This window comes from Methanobrevibacter oralis, from assembly GCF_001639275.1.
Lineage (GTDB): Archaea > Methanobacteriota > Methanobacteria > Methanobacteriales > Methanobacteriaceae > Methanocatella > Methanocatella oralis.
In genome coordinates, this window is record NZ_LWMU01000043.1 from 15,577 (window position 1) to 33,914 (window position 18,338).

The following is an 18,338-nucleotide window of genomic DNA, read 5'->3' on the forward strand; positions in this document are numbered from 1 at the left end:
GTGCAAGTTATAAACTTAAATGCCAAATTAATCAAAAAAGAAGGACATGATTATTTAAAAAAAGCTTTAAATTTTCCTGAGTATTATGGTAAAAATTTAGATGCATTATATGATTGTTTAACTGAAATAAGTGTTGAGACTGAAATTTGCATTGTAGGTGGTGAGGATCTTTCAAAAGAATTAATTAACACTTTTAAAGATGCATGTTCACAAAATGAATTTTTAAATTTTAAATTACTTTTTTGATTTAAAATAATAGTTATTTTAATTAATTATAAAAAACAAAATTATTTTTTAATTAATTAAATATTAAATAGGGATTATTATGAAAGGAATAGTACTTGCAGGAGGGTCTGGAACTCGTCTTTATCCAATTACAAAAGCAGTATCTAAACAGTTATTGCCGTTATATGACAAACCGATGATTTACTATCCGATATCTATTTTAATGCTTGCTGGAATTAAAGAAATACTAATCATTTCAACTCCTAGGGATTTACCTATGTATAAAGATTTATTAGGTGATGGAAGTTCTTTGGGGATTAAATTCACATATAAAGTACAAGAAAATCCTAATGGGCTTGCAGAAGCATTTATTATTGGTGAAGACTTTATTGGTAATGATAATGTTGCATTAATTCTTGGAGATAATATTTTTCATGGACATAGATTTACAGAAATCTTGGAAAGAGCATCTAACTTACAAGAAGGTGCAATAATCTTTGGATATTATACAAACAATCCAGAAGCGTTTGGTGTTGTTGAATTTGATGATGATTGGAATGTTATTTCAATTGAAGAAAAACCAAATAAACCAAAATCTAATTATATTGTTCCTGGACTTTATTTCTATGATAATACTGTTATTGAAATAGCTAAAAATGTAAAACCATCTGAAAGAGGGGAGGTTGAAATTACTTCTATTAATGAAGAATATTTAAAACGAGGAAAACTTAAAGTTGAATTATTAGGAAGAGGGATGGCTTGGTTAGATACAGGTACTTATGGAGGTCTTTTAGAGGCTTCTAATTTCATTGAAACAATACAAAAAAGACAAAGTCTTTATATTGCTTGTCTTGAAGAAATTGCATATCGTAAAGGATATATTGATGATGAAATTTTATTAAAAACAGCTAGTGAACTTAAAAAAACCGATTATGGTCAATATTTGTTTAATTTAGTAAAAAGATGATATATATGGGAAAATTTAAATTTACACAAACAGGTATTAAAGACATGTTCATTGTAGAACCTAGTGTTTTTGAAGATAACAGAGGATACTTTATGGAAACATATAATGAAGGGGATTTTAAACAAGCGGGTCATGATTTAAAATTTGTCCAACAAAACCAATCAAGATCCTCAAAAGGAGTTTTAAGAGGTCTTCATTTACAAGTTAATCATCCTCAAGGAAAGTTGGTACAAGTAATTAAAGGAGAAGTTTTTGACGTGGGGGTTGATTTAAGAGGAGACTCAAAAACTTATGGAAAATGGGCTGGAACTATATTATCTCAAGATAATAAAAAACAAATTTATATTCCTCCAAAATTTGCTCATGGGTTTTTAGTTTTATCTGATGAAGCGATATTTTCTTATAATTGTACAGAATTTTACCATGGTGAAGATGAAAGTGGAATAATATGGAATGATGAGGATATAGCTATTAATTGGCCATTAGATGACATTGATGAGATTATTTTGTCTGAGAAAGATAAGAGATGGAAAACACTAAAAGAATCACAAATTAAATATTAAGGGATTATCATGACTAAAATTTTAATTACGGGTGGAGCAGGATTTATTGGAAGCAATTTTATAAAATACATGATAAACAAGTATTCTGAATACGAAATTATTAATTTGGATGCTTTAACTTATTGTGGAAACCTTGAAAATTTAAAAGATATTGAAAATAAAGACAATTATACATTAATTAAGGGAAATATTTGTGATAAAGCTATTGTTGATGAGTTAGTTAGTAAAACTGATTATGTAATTAATTTTGCTGCTGAAAGCCATGTTGATAGAAGTATTGTTGATCCTGAAATATTTATTAAATCCAACGTATTAGGTACGCAAATTTTACTTAATGCTACTAAAGAACATGGTGTTGAAAAATATATCCAAATTTCTACAGATGAGGTTTATGGAACACTTGGTAAAACAGGATATTTTACGGAAAACACTCCTCTACAACCAAATAGTCCATATTCTGCTTCAAAAGCTAGTGCTGATTTAGTTGTAAGGGCATATTATGAAACATTTGATTTACCAATAAATATTACTCGTTGTTCTAATAATTATGGACCATATCAATTTCCAGAAAAATTAATTCCTTTAATGATTTCAAATGCATTAGAAAATAAAAAATTACCTATTTATGGTGATGGTAAGAATATTAGAGACTGGTTACATGTTTATGACCATTGTAGTGCCATTGATTTGGTTTTACATGAAGGAAGACTTGGAGAGGTTTATAATATTGGTGGTAATAATGAAAAAGAGAATATTGAAATTGTAAAATTAATATTAAATGAATTATCTCGTAGCGAATCTTTAATTGAATTTGTTAAAGATAGATTAGGGCATGATAGACGCTATGCAATTGATTCATCTAAAATACAATCAGAACTAGGTTGGAAACCAAAATATACTTTTGAAACAGGGATTAAAGAAACAATACAATGGTATTTAGATAATCAAAATTGGATAAACCAAGTTAAAAGTGGACAGTATCAAAAATATTATGAAAAAGTTTATGGCGATAAATAAATATAAAATTTACCTTTAAATTTTCATAAACTAATTAAATTCTTTTAATTTTTCCATTACACAGTTTTAACTCTATTTTTTTATTTTATTATTAATTTAAACTTTATTTTTTATAATATAAAAAATTTAATTTATATATAATAAGAAACAATAATTAACTAGTTTTATATAGAATGATTGTATTAAGTATTAATCGTGTCAAATTATACTAAAAATATTTAGTATGAAATGGGAAATGGTGATTTAATGTTGGAAGAATATTTACCGTTCGTTGGTTTATTAATTTTTGGTAATATTGAAAATTTGGTTCTCTCTTCTCAGGGGGTGGTTGCAGGAATTAATCCAATCAAATTAGCTGTTGCAAGTTTAATATGTGTAATTTGTTGGCTAATTATTGGTACTTTAGGAACTCAAATTGCTGCTTATTATGTGGATGTAATTGATTTTATAGGTGGATTTGCAATTTTTGTTTTAGGAGCTCAAGCTATGATAAATTCAATTAGGGCTAAATAGGTGGAAATATGAGACCTGATTTAAAACAGTTTTTAGGTTTATTAATATTTGGAAACATAGAAAACTTAATTTTAGCCGCTCAGGGTGTTAGTGCTGGTGTAAATCCAATAATATTGGGATTTTTAAGTATTGTTGCTGTTATTAGTTGGCTTTTAATTGGAACTTTTGGAACAAGAATGGCTATTAAATATTCTAGACACATTAATTTTATTGGGGGTTTAGCAATTTTTATTTTAGGTATACAAGCTATGGTTGAGTCAATACCTAAAATTATTATAATTATTCCTTAATTTTCTTTTTTTTATAATTAATAATTTAAATTTCATTATTCAGTTGATTTCATGAAATATTTAAAACATAAAATTTATGGAATTCTATTTAATTTTTTTAAAATTTTTTCATTAAAAAATAATAGAATAACTTTTATCATTGATTCAAACAATTCATTTAGAGGTAATTTTGATTATATTAAAAAAGAACTTCGAAAAAGAGGAAATTTCGAATTTAATTTATTTTATAAAGATAACTTGTCTTTTGAGGGTTTTAAGAAATTAGCTACTTCTAAATATATATTTTTAAATGATAATTTTTTTCCACTAGCTTTTATGAATTTTAAAAAGGATTCAAAAGTTATTCAATTATGGCATGCTCCAGGTGCATCTAAAAAGTTTGGAGGATCAGTATCTAATAAAAAAGACTTAAAAGTGCTTTCAAAAATAGCTAAAAACACTGATTTTTTATTCACAACATCTAAACATGTTGAAAAGTTTTACCAAGAAGCATTTCAAATAGATTCTTCTAAAATTATTCCATTGGGAATTCCAAGAATGGATTATTATTTTGAAAATCATGATATTGATAAGTTAAAAGAAAGTTTCCTTAAAAAATATGGTGTTGAAAATAAAAAAATAGTTCTTTATGCTCCAACCTTTAGAAATGAAGAAGAATATAATAATGTTTTTAATTATTTAAATTTAGATGATTTTAATAAGTATTTAGGGGATGAATATATTTTGGCTTTAAGATTCCATCCTAAAATTAAAAATTTTTCAAAAGAGAATATTTCTTATAATGGTAATTATATTGATTGTAGTAATTATGAATCAGAACAAGCACTTATGTTAATAAGTGATATTTTAATCACTGATTATTCATCTATAATGATTGAATTTGCAATGTTAAATAAACCTATAATCTTTTTTGTTTATGATTATGATAATTATATGGCTAATGAGCGTGGATTTTACTTTGATTTTAAAGAAAATGTTCCTGGGATTATTGCATATGATTCAAATCAATTAATTGAAGTAATAAAAAATAAAAATTTTGATGAAGAGAAAAGTGCAAGCTTTGTAGCTACCCAATTTGATAGAATCGATGGCAAATCTAGTGAGCGAATTGTAGATTTTATTTTAAATAATGGTGTATAGAATGGATAATATTAAAGTCAGTGTTATAGTTCCAGTTTACAATTGTTCAGAATATATATCAACGACTCTAAATTCAATAATCAATCAAGATTTTGATGGTTATGAGATGATTGTTATTGATGATGGGTCAAATGATAATAGTTTAGATATTATATATGATACATTAAAACAAACAGATATTCCTCACAAAATTATTCACCAACGAAATATGGGCGTAAGTGTAGCGAGAAATCATGGAATGGAAGTTGCAAGAGGTGAATACTTTGTTTTTGTAGATGGGGATGATTATATTTTAACAACTCACCTATCAGAGCTTTATAAAAATATAAATGAATTTAGCTTGGTACAATTTGTCAAAAAAGAAGGAAATACCATATCAAATCCACATTTTTTACACGAAAAACTAATGGCAACTGATGAATTTATTAAAAAAGAACTCATGATGGAAATAACAGTTAACTTATGGCAAATAATGTATAAAGCGGATATTATTAAAGATAATAATTTAAAATTCACATCTGGTGTTATGTATGGTGAAGATACAGAATTTGCTCTTAAAACATTAAGTTTTGGTGATAAAATAGCTATTAGCAATGAAATCACTTATTATTATATCCAGCACGAATCATCTACAATAAATACTTCAAGCTTTAAACGTTTTGAATTTATTCAAATTTTAGAAAATTTAGCTGAGTTCTTTAAAAAACAAGATAAAAATGATTTAGCTAGATTAATTATTACTTCAAGAATTCCAAAAGCCATTTTTGGCAATATGAATTATTTTTTTTACAATGATTATGATTTTAATGAAGTAATCTCCAAAATGGATGAATTAGATTTATTTAAAAAATTATCTGAATATGATGGAAATAAAAAATTTAAACTTAAAATAAAATTATTTTTATTTAACCCAAAATTATATTATAAAATGTGGAAGAAATTTAAAAACTCAATTTGATTAATATGAAAGTTTCAGTTGTTACTCCAAATTATAATGGCGTAAAATTCCTTAAAAATTATTTTGACTCACTTAATGAAGATCAAGAATACATAGGTGAAGTTATAATTGTAGATAATGGATCTGTTGATAATAGTGTGGATTATATTAAAAATAACTCTTTTAATTTTCCAATTAAATTAATAGAAAATAAAGAAAATCTAGGCTTTGCACCAGCAGTTAATCAAGCAATAACTGAAGCTAGATATGAATACATTTTTTCATTAAATAATGATACAGAAGTTAAAAAGGGATGTATTGGAGAGTTAATAAAAGTTATATCATCTAATAAAGATATTTTTTCTGTACAAGCTAAAATGCTACAATATAAAAATAAAAACTTAATTGATGATGCAGGGGATGAATATACCCTTTTTGCATGGAGTAAAAAAATAGGTGAAAATCAAGATGCTTCTGATTTTAATGAAGTTTCACAAATCTTTTCAAGTTGTGCTGGAGCTGCAATGTATAAAAAATCAATATTAGATAAAATTGGATATTTTGATAGTAATTTTTTTGCATATACAGAAGACATTGATTTAAGCTTAAGGGCTCATATTAATGGATATAAAAATTTTTTATGTCCCGAAGCTATTGTTTATCATGTTGGAAGCGCAACTAGTGGAAGTAGATATAATGAGTTTAAAGTAAGACTATCTGCTAGAAACAATATTTGGGTTGTTTATAAAAACTTTCCAATTCCTCAAAAAATTATAAATATTATATTTTTATTTTTAGGATTTTTTATTAAGTATTTATTCTTCTTAAAAAAAGGATTTGGCTCGGCTTATTTAGAAGGTATCAAAGAAGGTTTAAAAACTAGAAATAAAATAGATAAAGTAAAATTTAATTCCAAAAATACAAAAAATTATTTTAAACTTGAGTACAGATTAATTATTAACACTTTAAAGTTTTTAAAAAAATAAATAGTGAATTTCATGGATCTTTCAATTGTAATAGTAAATTATCAAACATTTGAGTTAACAAAAAACACAATCAACTCAGTTTTTCAATATAGCTATCCTTTTAGCTATGAAATTCTTGTAGTTGATAATAATTCTGGTGATGATAGTTTAGCTAAACTACAAGAATATTTTAAAGATGAAGTTAAATTTATAGCTTCAAGTGAAAATAAGGGATTTGCAGCGGGTAATAATCAAGCTTTAAGGATTTGTGAATCTAACTATGTATTGCTTTTAAACTCAGACACTATTGTTTGGGAAAATACTTTAAGTAATATTTATAATTATATGGAAGAACATGTAGATGTAGGAGCAATTGGATGCAGGGTTCTTTTAGAAAATGGTGAGCTTGATAAAGCTTGTAAAAGAAGTTTTCCAAATGTAAAAAATTCTTTTTTTAGATTATTTCACATTCCAACAAAAAGTAAAAATGATAGCTATAATTTAGATAATCTGCCTGATGATGGAATTTATGAAATCGATTGCCTAACTGGAGCATTTATCTTCATGCGATTTGGTGATTTAGGCAAAACCGCCTTTTTAGATGAAAATTTTTTCATGTATGGTGAGGACATTGACTTATGTTATCGTATTAAACAAGATGAATGGAAAATAATTTATTATGGGAAATCTTGTATAACTCATCTTAAAGGAGCTAGTAGCAAAAAACAAAAATCTAAATTGATTTATGAATTCTACAGAGCAATGTATATTTATTATAAAAAACATCATGCTAATGAAACTTTCTTTTTAGTAAATATCTTTGTTTATTTAGGAATAATTATATTATGTATTTTAAAATTATTAACTAATTTATTCAAAAAGAAAAATTAATTATATATTAAAAAACAAAGTTTTACTAATTATATATTCTAAGAGTAGTTAACATGATAAGGGAAAATCAAAGATTATTGAATATAGCATTAGTTGCAATGGATGCATTGGTAATAGCTATTTCCTTAGTCTGTTCATTTTGGTTAAGATTTGAAACAACACTATTTGGTCCAATAGGAGGACATTTAAGTTATCAAAGTTATCTTATTTTCTTATTATTAGCTATTGAACCCGTTTATTTAATTTTGTATTTTGGATTAGGATTATATAAACCTCGTAGAACTTATAAAACAGCATTTTCTGAAGCTAATCAGATAATTAAAGTTAATACTTTGGCATTCTTTGTTTTAGTAACAATATTATTTATTATAGAACAGCCAGATTTTTCAAGAATACTGCTTTTCCTTTTAGCAGTTATTGGAACATTTTTGGGAATAATAGAAAGATTTGTTGTTAGAAGTATTTTAAAAAGGATCAGGATTAATAATAAAAATTTAAAACACATTCTAATTGTTGGAGATAATGATTTAGCTTTTAGTTTTGCAAGTAGAATCAGAAATAACCCCTATTTAGGATATGCGGTTAGTGGTTTTGTTGGAAGATCTGAGCATGTGGGGATGGAAATTGAAGGGAGTAAAGTTACTGCTTCGTTTTCACAACTTAATCGTGTTTTAGAAAAAAATAGGTATGATAGGGTGGTTTTAGCAATTCCTTTAAAATATTATTATAAAATTAATGAACTTGTAGAGTGTTGTGAAAAGGTAGGAATTAAAGCAGAAATTATTCCTGATTATATTAGATATTTTCCTGCCAAACCATCTGTAGACATGGTAGAAGATATTCCTATTATAAATATTCGTTATGTTCCTTTAGATGATAATTTTAATAAATTCTTAAAATTTGCATCGGATTATATAATTTCAATTATAGCTATTATAATCACTTCTCCAGTCATGATAATAACAGCATTAGCTATTAAATTAACTTCTCCAGGACCCATTATATTTAAACAAGAAAGAATAGGATATAGTGGAAAACCATTCATGATGTATAAGTTTCGTAGTATGAAGGTTCAAAATCCTAATGAAGAAAAATCAGAATGGACCACAAGAAATGATCCAAGAAAGACAAAAGTTGGTGATTTTATCAGAAAGAATAGTATTGATGAATTACCACAATTTTTCAATGTTTTAAAAGGAGAAATGAGTGTTGTTGGTCCAAGACCTGAAAGACCATATTTTGTAAATCAATTCAAAGAATCCATTCCTAAATACATGGTTAAACATCAAGTTAAACCTGGACTAACAGGTTGGGCTCAGATTCATGGTTATCGTGGGGATACTTCAATTGATATGCGTATACAATATGATATTGAGTATGTAGAAAACTGGCATATGGGATTGGATTTAGGAATAATGATTAAAACTATTTTAAAGAAAAATCCTAATGCATATTAACTATTTTTCACACTATCATAGATGTGTAGATACTTAAAATTTATATTTTATTTGATAATAAATTATAATATAATTACTTTTCAAATGCTCTTTCTTATAATTTATATACATTATAATTATAAATAGTATAATTAACTTTTTATTAAAAGAAGGGTTTGGTATGGACGAAAAAATTTTAAAAGAATATGAAAAAATAAAAGATCAACTTTCACAAGAAGAATTCCTTGCTGAAATGGAGAACTTACGTGAGAATTATGAGGATGTTGATTTTATGAATGATACTGACATCGCTCATATGGTTGTTAATAATTATATTGATGAAAATGAAGATTTTTCTCAAAACGATGAGAATTTAAGTCAAGATACTATTTCAACAGATAAAAAAGAAAGATTTAGGATGAGTGATGAAATCTTAGAAAAATATGATAAAGTTAAAGATGAGATTTCTCAGGAAGAATTTTTAAAAAGAATGGAAGAGATAAATAAAAAAGAAAATAATCCATTTATGACTGATGATTCATTAGCAGATATGGTTGTTGGCGAATTTATTAATGAAAAAAATGATATTCTCTCAGAAAAAGAAGAATATTCAACGAACACAATTTCTAAATTAGAAATAGGTAAACAAGATGTAAACATCTCTGGAAGAGTAATTTCTATTTCCAATCCAAAAAAATTCACCACTCGTAAAGGCGGAAAAGGACAAGTTTGTAATGTTGAATTAGCAGATAATACTGGAAATATAAGAATTGTTTTTTGGACTCAAAATATTCCTCTTTTAAAAAATTTTTCTGAAGGAGATTTAATCCAAATTAAAAATCTTGATATTAAAGAAGGATATTCTGGTAATCCAGAAGCTAACATGAGACCAAGATCCAGTATAATACATTTAAAAAATGCTGATGAATCCCAGTTCCCTCCTTATGAAGAAAATATCACTGATATTGCAGATATCATACCAGATTCAAAAGTAAATATTATTGCTAGGATTATTAGAATTCCACCAGTTAGAGAATATGAAAAAAATGGTAAAACAGGCCAAGTTACTTCTCTTGAATTACAGGATAAAAGTGGAAAAATTTCTTATACATTATGGAATAAAAATGTTGATTTAATTGAAGATTTAGAATTGCATGATGGAGATACAATTAAAATACTTGCTGCTCAAGCTAATGAAAGAAACGGCGAAATTTCTTTAACTCATTGGGATGGTAGAATCATTAAAGGTGATTATGATGCTCCTGAATTGGTTCAAGAAATCTCTAAAATTGGAGATTTGAGTGAAGAAAAAGATGTGTCAATTTTAGGCGTTGTTTCTAAACTTCAGGATGTTAAAACATTTGAGAGAAAAACTGATGGTTCAGAAGGTAAATTAAGAAATTTTGATGTTTTAGATGATACTGGTAGTATTAGAGTAACTGTTTGGGGTAACGATACAGAGTTACCAATAAACAAGGGAGACGTTGTGAAAATCATCGGAGGAGAGGTTCGTTTTGATGATTACACTTCAAGTGGATATTCAATGAACACAGGTTTTAATACTCAAATAACTATTAATCCAGATAATTTATCTATTGAAGAAAAAGATTTATTTGACAAATTAAAAGAACAATTAAGGCCTATAACTATTGGTCAAATTGCCGAAATGGATGATGATGGGTTAGAAGTTGATGTTGTTGGAAGAATACTTTCTATAAATGATGAAAATCAATTCCAAAGAGATGATGGAAGTGTAGGTATTGTACGTTCTGCTGTTTTTGCTGATGAGACTGGTAAAGTTCAACTTTCATTTTGGGATGCCAAAGCTCAAAAAGACTATGAAATAGGAGCAGCATATCAAATTGAAAATGCAAGAACACGATTAGGAATGTATGATGTTGATTTAAATATTGGTGGCGCTTCTAGAGTTATTAAACTCACTGATGAAGAAGCTTCTGCAAGATTTATTCCAGAATTATCTACTCTTGAAAAAATGATTTATACTCATATGAAAATTGGTGATATTGAGGACGAGGATGAGGATAATATCATAGTTTTAGGTAGAATCATTGAAGTGTATGATATTCGTGAATTTGATAGGGACACTGGAGACAGAGGGCATGTTAGAAACATCGAATTAGCCGATGATACTGGATCAATAAGAGTTGTTTTATGGGATAATGATGCTAAAAAAGATTTTAAAGTCGGTGAAGCTATCAAATTGCAAAACCCTCGTATAACTTATAATGAAGATCATCTTGAACTTACTGTTTCAAGAAATACTTCAATAATTAATCCAACTGGTGAAGAATTGAAAGATTTGCCTTCTCATGAGGAATTAATAGAAGAAATCTATGTTGAAAAAACAATAGAATCATTAACTGAAGATGATAGGAATGTTCGTATAACAGGTATTCTTAAAGATATTTCTAGTGACAGAACAATACTTAGAAAATGTCCTCACTGTAATAATAATCTTGATCAATTTGAAGAAAATATTGTTTGTGATTACTGTGGTGAAGAAATTGAAGAACCTAAATATCTTTTAATGATTCCAGCTAGATTTTCAGATGATACTGGTGAAATATCCATTACTTTCTTTGATAAATTAGCTGAAGAACTTATTGGTATGAAAAAAGAGGAAATTATTGACATTGTAGAAGATGGATATGGTATTGAAGATAAAGTTGAAGATTTAGAAGGATTAACATTAGAAATTATTGCTGATGTCAGTTTCGATGAATATAATGAAACAAATAGGCTTAGACCTAAGAAAATTTTATCCAAAACTTTTTAAAATTAAATAATTTAGAGGAATGATTATTATGGTGGAATTAGAAGATTTGCCAAGTGTTGGTGAAAAAACAGCAGAAAAATTAAGAGACGCAGGTTTTGCAGATATGATGAGATTAGCTACTGCTACTCCTAAAGAATTATCTGTTAAAGCAGAAATTGGGGAAGGAGTCGCTGAAAAAGTTATTGAAGCAGCCCGTAAATCTGAAAATATTGATTTTGAAACAGCATTTGATGTATTAGAAAGGAGAAAAGAAGTTGGTCATATTACTGTAGGTAGTCAAGAATTCAATGATTTAATTGGTGGTGGAATTGAAACTCAATCAATTACAGAAGTATTCGGAGAATTTGGATCGGGTAAAAGTCAAATTTCTCATGAATTAGCAGTTACAGTTCAATTACCTGAAGAATTAGGTGGTCTTGATGCAGAATGCGTATTCCTTGATACTGAAAATACTTTTCGTCCAGAAAGGATTGAACAAATAGCTAATGCTTTTGAATTAGATATTGATGAAGTTTTAAGAAAAATTCATGTTGCTCGTGCATTTAATTCTGCTCATCAAATTTTAATGGCAGATAAGGTTAATGAACTTATTCAACAAGGAAGTAATATTAAATTAGTCATTGTTGATTCATTAATGGCTCATTTCAGAGCAGAGTATGTTGGAAGGGAGTCTTTAGCTGTAAGGCAACAAAAATTAAATCAACATTTACATTCACTTCAACAAATAGCTAATACTTATAATGTAGCTATTTTTATTACAAACCAAGTTCAAGCTAAACCAGACTCATTCTTTGGAAGCCCTACTAAAGCTATTGGAGGTCACGTCTTAGGGCATGCGTCTACTTATAGAATTTGGCTTAAAAAAGGATTAGCAGGTAAAAGAATTGCACGTTTGGTAGATAGTCCTCATTTACCTGAAGGTGAATGTGTATTTAAAATTACTAATGAAGGTATTGTTAGTTAATTTTAAATTTTTATTTTTTTTTGACGATTTCAAAAAATTATGTGATTTGAATTTTTCATAGTTTTTGAGTCATGAAATTTTTTTCTTATTTTAGTTTTTAAAGGAATAAATTAATATATTGAATGAAAATAATATAATTCACATGTTTAAATTAAAAATAGAAGCTTCATATTATTGTATGGAGTCTAAATAATTTAAAACTTTTGATTTTGTTCTGGGGTTTTCTAATTCTATCAAATGATGATTTTTCCTGTTGCGAAAATAATTGAGGATAATTATTAATGTTAGAAAATGTGATAAATAGATTTTAAAAATAGGATTCTTGTTTATACAAGTTCTAAATCTAAAAAATATACTTTAAAGAATTTCATGCTAAAATTAGAAACATGCGGAACATAAAAAACTAAAAAAAATCACACAGTTTTGAAAGAGCCTACTCTGTCAACACTCAACTTTATTAATAATTATTTAGTAAAATATAACTATATTTGAATTTTAAAATATAATTATATTTGAATTTTTTAAAAGTATATATTAATATTTAAATTATTTGTGTGGTAAAATGGAATATTTAAATAAAATTTTAATTTTAACATTTATCTTAATGATTATAAGTATAGGGGGAGTTAATGCTACAGATATGGATTTAGTTAGTGATATTCAAACTTCTAATCATGTTGATAATAATTATTTAAGTCTAGCTAGTTCAGATTATCAAGAAGAATCTTCTGAAGAGGGTATTGGTATTTCTGATATTGAAACTAATTTAAATGATTCAATTAATAATTCAGAAACTAGTGGAAAAGTTATTAAATTAACAGAATCTGATTTTAATAAATATTTTAATGAAGAGGGATATGTGGATACTACTAAAGTTTCTCCTTATGATACTCTTGACTTATCTGGGAATTTTCATAATGTTGAAGTAATGATTTTCACTATCCCGGTAACTGTTATAAGTACATCTTGTGATGCGTACCTTAAAGATTGTACTATTCAATTTGATAAAGTAATAGCTTCTGAGTCTAAATGGGCAAAAGTTTCAAATTTAAGAATTAATAATACTATTGCTTCAGGATTTAATGGAGTGATTGCTACAAATTCTGCATATATTGAGATTACAAACAATGTTATTTATACTGAAAGTGCAAGTGGAAATCCAGTTCGTTTGCTTGCTTCAAATCATACAAGAGTTACAAATAATATTTTTGAAACTTGGTATCAATCTACAAGTGGTTTTAATGCTTCTTGGACTCGTTCATGTATTCTTTTAGGAGAATCTCATTATAATTATATTGCAAATAATAATGTCACAGTAAAAGAGTCTAATCCCATTTATTTATCATCATATGGATGTGGTCCTTCTAATTATAATATAATTTTTAATAATACTATTAGAAGTTCATCAAAAAGTACAAAAACAGGATTGTCAAATCCTTCCTCTTGGACATATGGTATTCAAATGTTTGGGTCTTATAATAAAGCATTAAATAATACAATCTATAATGTTTTTAGAGGAATTTCTACTGATGGTGAAGGTAATGAAATTGTAGGTAATATTATATTTAATATTACTGGTGGTTACAATGAAGGAAATGATGGTACTTTAGGTGGAGATTATGCAATTGTTGGATCTTTAGGGTCTTTAATTGCTAATAATACTATTTATAATTCTAAAATGTATACTTTTGGAGGTTCAGGAGGGTCTGCAATTTATGCAGGCCCTAATAATGAGATTTATGGCAATAAAATTACAGTAATTGCTTCAAGTAGAGGTATCCATATAGGTGCTTCTTCTTGTAATGTTAATATTTATGATAATATTATTAACACTGAATCTGGCAATGGTGTTTATACTTTAGGATATATGAATAATTTACGTATCATGTATAATGTTATTACTTCTGAGTCTGGTATGGGAATTCAAATTAAAAAACAATCTAATTCCAAATATCCAACAAATGTTTTTATTATAAATAATAATATTTTAACTTTTAATGATCTATTTATGGATTTAAGTGATGTTTTAAATAAAAATTCTCTCATATGTGAAAATAATACTTATAAAAAAATTTTTGTCGTGACTAAAAATACCTTCTTTCGTTATTTTGATAATAATGGTAATTTAAACTGTGAGGATATAGATATTTTAGTATTTAAAGGACGTTTTGATAGTGACGATTTAAATATTAATTCTATTAATATTAATAAACCTATTTATATTTTAGGAAATGATGCTAATATAAAAAATATTCAATTTAATATTACTTCAAATAATATAATAATTGAGAATATTAATTTCGATGTTGAATATAATTCTACTATTTATTTCAATAATGTGAATAATGTTTCATTAATTAGAAATTTAATTGTATCTTCTTCCTCAAATCCTACAATAATTGTTTCTAAATCTATTACTACTATTTTATCTAATAAAATTCAATCAAATAATTTAGCTATTGTTGTGGATTATGGAAGCAAAGTAATTGTAAATAATAATTTAATTAATGTTACAGGAGATTATACTATTGATTTAACTAATAGTGGAGATTTCTCAAGTGATTTTGTTAAGAATAATATTTCTAATAATTATTTATTAGCTAATTTAAAAGGAGATGAGAGTGTATCTTATTCAAATAATTGTAAAAATAATAGTATTATATATGATAATGACGGTCTTATCTCTAATTTAGTGGTAAAAGATACTATATCTTTTATTAATCAAAATCCTATGTTAGTAATTAAATTAATCGATTTTGAAGGTAATTTTATCCCTAATAAAAAAATTAGAATTTATTTAACTGATTCAAAAGGTCAAGATAGGTTATATTCTTTATTTACTAATAATCATGGGATTGCTTTATTTGAAGAAGCTATCTCTATAGATAATTATACATTTTCTGTTATTCATGATGGAAATGATATTTATAAACCTTCTCAAGTATTAAATAAAAAATTAGATGTCATTTATATGAGTACTTCATTAGTTGCATCTGACATTAATACATATTATAATGTCCCTATTGTCATTAAAGCTACTCTTAAAGGTAAGGGTAATGTTCTTTTAGATGATAAAATAGTACATATTACAGTTAATGGAAAAACTTATAAAAATATCACTATTGATGGTGTAGTTACTTTTAATATTGGAATTCTTCCTAAAGGTAGTTATTCTATAAATTATTTATTTTATGATGATGAAAATTGTACAGGATCAGGTGGAAGCTCAAAGATTTTTGTTAATATGATGCCAACTAGTATTATTGCGAGCAATGTTGTAATTTTTTATAATGATGGTTCTGGTGTGGTTGCTTATTTAAAAGATAATACAGGGAAGGGTATTAATGATAAAAAAGTTGTGATAGGGATTAATGATAAGACTTATAAGAAAATCACAGATAAAAATGGTAAAGTTGCGTTAGCTATTAACTTACCTCCTAAAACCTACTCAGTTTCACTTAAATTTTCGGGGGATTCTAATTATAAATCTTCATATAACTCCATGAAAGTTAAAGTAAAAACAAGAATTACAAAAATTATTGCGGGCAATTTAGTTAAATATTATGGAGACGGTAAAAAATTAGTTATTTATTTAAAAGATACTAATAATAAAGCTGTTGCAAGTAAATCTATAACTATCAAAATTAATGGCAAGACTTATAAGAGAACTACAGATAAGAAAGGCAAAGTTAGTTTAGCTCTTAGTCTTTCTAAAAAAACTTATAAAGCAACTATTAAATTCTCAGCTACTTATCATAAAACTTCAATTAAAAAAATAAAAGTTTCGGTTGTAGCTCCTAAAGTATTTGCTTTAAGTAAAAAGGTTAAAAAAGGTAAAAAACTTATTGTAGTATTTAAAACTTATAATGGTAAGATTATAAAAGACCAAAAAGTTTATTTCAAATTTAAAGGAAAAACTTATAATTTAATTACTAATTCAAAAGGAATTACTACTTTAACTTGTAATATTAAAAAAGGATCTTATAGTGGTGTTGTAGGATTTAAATCTACTTCAACATATGGTACTACTAAAACTAATATTAAGTTTAAAGTTGTATAAATTTAATTATAAAATTAATCTTTAATTTTATATTTTTAAAATAAATTTTAACAATGTATAATTTAAAAATTAATAAGTTATAAAATAATTATCAATAGAATCACAATTAATTTCAGATTTATCCTTAAAGCTATTTGGAAAATTCTGGAATCAAATTGGAAAGTTTAAATTGTTATCAGAAATACTACTATCTAAAACTTTTATATTTGTTTTTATTACTGTAATATGTTAGCTTCACTTATATATTAAATTTATTACTTTAAATCAATCCAGTTAATTTAAGAAATTTATTTTTTAATTTTTAATTATAGTATTTTATTTTCTTATTTTTCTTATTTAAATCTTTTATTTGATATTGTATTAGTTTATATGATTTATTTTTTATTTTTTTTACTTTTTTTTATGGGTTTTTACTTTTTTTTTTTTATTGATTTTTCATTTTTGATTATTTTTTTGTTTTAAATTCCTTTATTTTGCTTTTAATTGGATTTTTTTATTTTAATAGTTTTTATATTTGTTTAAATTATTTTATGTTTAATTTTAAGTATTATTAATAGTTAATATTAGATATTAGTAAATTATATTTTTATATATGTTATTTATGATTTTATGATTGGATTTTTTTTTGATTTATGGGGGTGGGTTGTTTTTGATGATTAAATATTTCAGGGAATATTTTTGTGATGAAACTTGGGAAATATAATTAGGATAAATATGAAAAATCGAAAATATATAATTGATGATGGAAAAGCACATTTTGTTCGTAATCGAAAAACTACTTTAGGAAGTATAATTAAGTATCCTTTCTATGATTGTGGTCGAACGACTGCTGTAGAGGCTATAAATTTTTATTAGAAGTGATAAGAAGGATAAAAATATGATTTTAATTAAATCCGATATTTTTCAAAGAAGAAAATTGCTTAATCATATTTGCTATGTTAGATATGAATGAAGACTTTATTGATGGAATTTACAATGATCCGGATAGACCTGGTCTTTATAAAGGATATTCAGTACTGGCAGGTGATACTAGCATCTGCGATGCACCATAATAATTGGATACAGTGAAAAACAACTAAAAGAATTAAATAATCCTCACCTCAATAGATTAAAAAAGGAATTAATCAGATTTATCATGTATAGCAGATACACAAACAGATTTCATTATTAACATCCACAATAACCAATAGTAAAAAAAATAAACGAAATAGAACTAGCATTAAAACATTTAGACATATTTAAATCAAAGAATAAACATGACCAACACCATCACAACCTACGACAGAGGATATGCTTCCATTGAACTAATGCTAAAACATATGAGTATAAATTCCCATTTCATAATACGACTAAGAGTAGATGACTTTGACCATGAACGAAAAAACATGAAAACCAACGATGAAACCATAGACATCACAATAAATGCAATACGCACACAAAACTTCCATGATGAAGAAACCAAGAAAAAAAAGCATTAGAATCACGAAGTGGTGAAATACGAATAACAGAAATAGAACTCGAAACCAAAAAAAAGGGAAAAAAATACACAGAAATACTTGCAAGCAATTTACCA

The 18,338-nt window shown here is 26.0% G+C and carries 15 protein-coding genes; all 15 read left to right on the plus strand.

The window, feature by feature from the left end:
• Nucleotides 1–246, plus strand: a complete 246-nt coding sequence (locus MBORA_RS01435) for a barstar family protein (protein ID WP_063720128.1) — start codon at nucleotides 1–3, stop codon at nucleotides 244–246.
• 79 nt (nucleotides 247–325) lie between these two features.
• Complete coding sequence (gene rfbA, locus MBORA_RS01440) at nucleotides 326–1,192, plus strand: glucose-1-phosphate thymidylyltransferase RfbA (protein WP_042693765.1); 867 nt, start codon at nucleotides 326–328, stop codon at nucleotides 1,190–1,192.
• 5 nt (nucleotides 1,193–1,197) lie between these two features.
• Nucleotides 1,198–1,755 carry a dTDP-4-dehydrorhamnose 3,5-epimerase gene (gene rfbC, locus MBORA_RS01445; RefSeq protein ID WP_042693763.1) on the plus strand — a complete coding sequence of 186 codons (558 nt, stop codon included), beginning with the start codon at nucleotides 1,198–1,200 and terminating at the stop codon, nucleotides 1,753–1,755.
• Nucleotides 1,756–1,764: 9 nt separating this feature from the next.
• Nucleotides 1,765–2,772, plus strand: coding sequence for a dTDP-glucose 4,6-dehydratase (gene rfbB / locus MBORA_RS01450; RefSeq protein ID WP_063720129.1), 1,008 nt, complete (start codon nucleotides 1,765–1,767; stop codon nucleotides 2,770–2,772).
• A gap of 246 nt (nucleotides 2,773–3,018) precedes the next feature.
• Nucleotides 3,019–3,285 (plus strand): hypothetical protein, encoded by a 267-nt coding sequence (locus tag MBORA_RS01455; protein ID WP_042693761.1) that lies wholly within the window; start codon nucleotides 3,019–3,021, stop codon nucleotides 3,283–3,285.
• A gap of 8 nt (nucleotides 3,286–3,293) precedes the next feature.
• Nucleotides 3,294–3,575 (plus strand): hypothetical protein, encoded by a 282-nt coding sequence (locus MBORA_RS01460; protein WP_042693759.1) that lies wholly within the window; start codon nucleotides 3,294–3,296, stop codon nucleotides 3,573–3,575.
• 51 nt (nucleotides 3,576–3,626) lie between these two features.
• Nucleotides 3,627–4,715 (plus strand): CDP-glycerol glycerophosphotransferase family protein, encoded by a 1,089-nt coding sequence (locus tag MBORA_RS01465; protein WP_063720130.1) that lies wholly within the window; start codon nucleotides 3,627–3,629, stop codon nucleotides 4,713–4,715.
• 1 nt (nucleotide 4,716) lies between these two features.
• Nucleotides 4,717–5,673, plus strand: coding sequence for a glycosyltransferase family 2 protein (locus MBORA_RS01470; RefSeq protein ID WP_063720131.1), 957 nt, complete (start codon nucleotides 4,717–4,719; stop codon nucleotides 5,671–5,673).
• A gap of 5 nt (nucleotides 5,674–5,678) precedes the next feature.
• Entirely contained in the window at nucleotides 5,679–6,638 is a 960-nt protein-coding gene (locus MBORA_RS01475; RefSeq protein WP_063720132.1) for a glycosyltransferase family 2 protein, read from the plus strand.
• A 12-nt stretch (nucleotides 6,639–6,650) separates the two neighbouring features.
• Entirely contained in the window at nucleotides 6,651–7,508 is an 858-nt protein-coding gene (locus tag MBORA_RS01480; protein ID WP_042693755.1) for a glycosyltransferase family 2 protein, read from the plus strand.
• A gap of 53 nt (nucleotides 7,509–7,561) precedes the next feature.
• A complete protein-coding gene (locus MBORA_RS01485; RefSeq protein ID WP_042693754.1) occupies nucleotides 7,562–8,965 on the plus strand; it encodes an undecaprenyl-phosphate glucose phosphotransferase in 1,404 nt (467 codons plus the stop codon).
• A 160-nt stretch (nucleotides 8,966–9,125) separates the two neighbouring features.
• Nucleotides 9,126–11,741, plus strand: coding sequence for an OB-fold nucleic acid binding domain-containing protein (locus MBORA_RS01490; protein WP_232817565.1), 2,616 nt, complete (start codon nucleotides 9,126–9,128; stop codon nucleotides 11,739–11,741).
• A gap of 28 nt (nucleotides 11,742–11,769) precedes the next feature.
• Entirely contained in the window at nucleotides 11,770–12,705 is a 936-nt protein-coding gene (gene radA, locus MBORA_RS01495; protein WP_042693752.1) for a DNA repair and recombination protein RadA, read from the plus strand.
• Nucleotides 12,706–13,267: 562 nt separating this feature from the next.
• A complete protein-coding gene (locus MBORA_RS01500) occupies nucleotides 13,268–16,765 on the plus strand; it encodes a right-handed parallel beta-helix repeat-containing protein (protein WP_063720133.1) in 3,498 nt (1,165 codons plus the stop codon).
• 1,256 nt (nucleotides 16,766–18,021) lie between these two features.
• Entirely contained in the window at nucleotides 18,022–18,243 is a 222-nt protein-coding gene (locus tag MBORA_RS10775; protein ID WP_187115421.1) for a hypothetical protein, read from the plus strand.
• Nucleotides 18,244–18,338: the final 95 nt, after the last annotated feature.

Excerpts from the sequence above, each read along its gene's own strand:
- rfbA (WP_042693765.1), top strand. The coding sequence starts at position 326 with ATGAAAGGAATAGTACTTGCAGGAGGGTCTGGAACTCGTCTTTATCCA.
- rfbC (WP_042693763.1), top strand. The coding sequence starts at position 1,198 with ATGGGAAAATTTAAATTTACACAAACAGGTATTAAAGACATGTTCATT.
- rfbB (WP_063720129.1), top strand. The coding sequence starts at position 1,765 with ATGACTAAAATTTTAATTACGGGTGGAGCAGGATTTATTGGAAGCAAT.
- MBORA_RS01455 (WP_042693761.1), top strand. The coding sequence starts at position 3,019 with ATGTTGGAAGAATATTTACCGTTCGTTGGTTTATTAATTTTTGGTAAT.
- MBORA_RS01460 (WP_042693759.1), top strand. The coding sequence starts at position 3,294 with ATGAGACCTGATTTAAAACAGTTTTTAGGTTTATTAATATTTGGAAAC.
- MBORA_RS01465 (WP_063720130.1), top strand. The coding sequence starts at position 3,627 with ATGAAATATTTAAAACATAAAATTTATGGAATTCTATTTAATTTTTTT.
- MBORA_RS01470 (WP_063720131.1), top strand. The coding sequence starts at position 4,717 with ATGGATAATATTAAAGTCAGTGTTATAGTTCCAGTTTACAATTGTTCA.
- MBORA_RS01475 (WP_063720132.1), top strand. The coding sequence starts at position 5,679 with ATGAAAGTTTCAGTTGTTACTCCAAATTATAATGGCGTAAAATTCCTT.
- MBORA_RS01480 (WP_042693755.1), top strand. The coding sequence starts at position 6,651 with ATGGATCTTTCAATTGTAATAGTAAATTATCAAACATTTGAGTTAACA.
- MBORA_RS01485 (WP_042693754.1), top strand. The coding sequence starts at position 7,562 with ATGATAAGGGAAAATCAAAGATTATTGAATATAGCATTAGTTGCAATG.
- MBORA_RS01490 (WP_232817565.1), top strand. The coding sequence starts at position 9,126 with ATGGACGAAAAAATTTTAAAAGAATATGAAAAAATAAAAGATCAACTT.
- radA (WP_042693752.1), top strand. The coding sequence starts at position 11,770 with ATGGTGGAATTAGAAGATTTGCCAAGTGTTGGTGAAAAAACAGCAGAA.
- MBORA_RS01500 (WP_063720133.1), top strand. The coding sequence starts at position 13,268 with ATGGAATATTTAAATAAAATTTTAATTTTAACATTTATCTTAATGATT.
- MBORA_RS10775 (WP_187115421.1), top strand. The coding sequence starts at position 18,022 with ATGACCAACACCATCACAACCTACGACAGAGGATATGCTTCCATTGAA.